The sequence below is a fragment of the Streptococcus sp. SM3 genome, from assembly GCF_027497875.1.
Genome location: NZ_JAJNSA010000224.1, coordinates 1 through 1,025, shown reverse-complemented (window position 1 = coordinate 1,025; position 1,025 = coordinate 1). Strand labels below are relative to the sequence as shown.

Genomic DNA, 1,025 nt, shown 5'->3' with positions numbered 1-1,025 from the left:
AAATTATTCCTTCTGTGAAACCAGAACCTGCGAAACCATCAAAACCAGCTCCAGCTAAACCAGCTAAGGAATTGCCTAATACTGGTACAGAAGATCACTCTAGCCTAGCAGCTCTTGGACTTCTTGGAGTCTTGAGTGGATTTGGTCTTGTGGCAAGCAAGAAAAAAGAAGACTAAGCTTTCTAATTGATAATTTGCTAGTTTAGTTGCTATTGACTAGAAAACCGATGATTTATTTCATCGGTTTTTTAGCTCTTAGCCAACTTTAAATGCGAATTTTTAACAGCTAAATCAGAAATTCTAAATGAATTTAGCTGAAATTGGCATTCAATATACTTTTAAATATTAAAATACAGATGATAAAAGATTTATGAAAAAAATCAAACGGATTTAATTAATAAATATATAAAAAACAAAATATACAAAACGAAATTTAATTCAAAATAATATAAATTTATACAACGAAAGCGGATTCGAAAATATGTTGAAATGTCAAAAAATAGTGGAAAAAGTTAAAAATGTAGATTTTTTTATATAATTCAGACAATTTTTACTATTTTTTAGATAAGGACATAGATAAAAATTGAAATTTTTATGTTATTTTCAAGCAAATAAATTGAATATTGACAGCTAGTATGATAGAATGAATATACATGTTTCGGAAGAAAAGTAGTATACGGAAGAATTCCTTTGTTTATGAATGAAATGAAGGAGATTTAATTTTTACTATATCTATGAACATGATATAAAACAAAAGGAGGTTGTTAGTCTCGATGAAAGGCAAGCAACAACAAGATTTTAGAGTAGAAAAGTACATCCGTTATGGTATCCGGAAATATAGCTTTGGAGCAGCGTCAGTAGCGATTGCAGCTGGATTGATGTTCCTTGGAAGTGGTGCGGTATCAGCAACGGAAGTTCAAGGTGCTGAAGCATCAGTAGCAGCAACTACTGCGCCAGCAAATCAAGCGGATCCTAATAAAGAGAAGGAAGCCGTTAAGCCAGAAACTAAAGTAGCGGAAGCTAAAC

At 31.9% G+C, this 1,025-nt stretch carries 2 protein-coding genes; both read left to right on the top strand.

Translation table 11 applies throughout. From position 1 onward, the window contains the following. Positions 1-14 precede the first annotated feature (14 nt). A complete protein-coding gene (locus PAN06_RS14360; RefSeq protein WP_269796671.1) occupies positions 15-176 on the top strand; it encodes an LPXTG cell wall anchor domain-containing protein in 162 nt (53 codons plus the stop codon). A 596-nt stretch (positions 177-772) separates the two neighbouring features. Continuing rightward, a partial coding sequence (locus tag PAN06_RS14355; protein WP_269796670.1) for a YSIRK-type signal peptide-containing protein occupies positions 773-1,025 on the top strand: 253 nt, incomplete at its 3' end.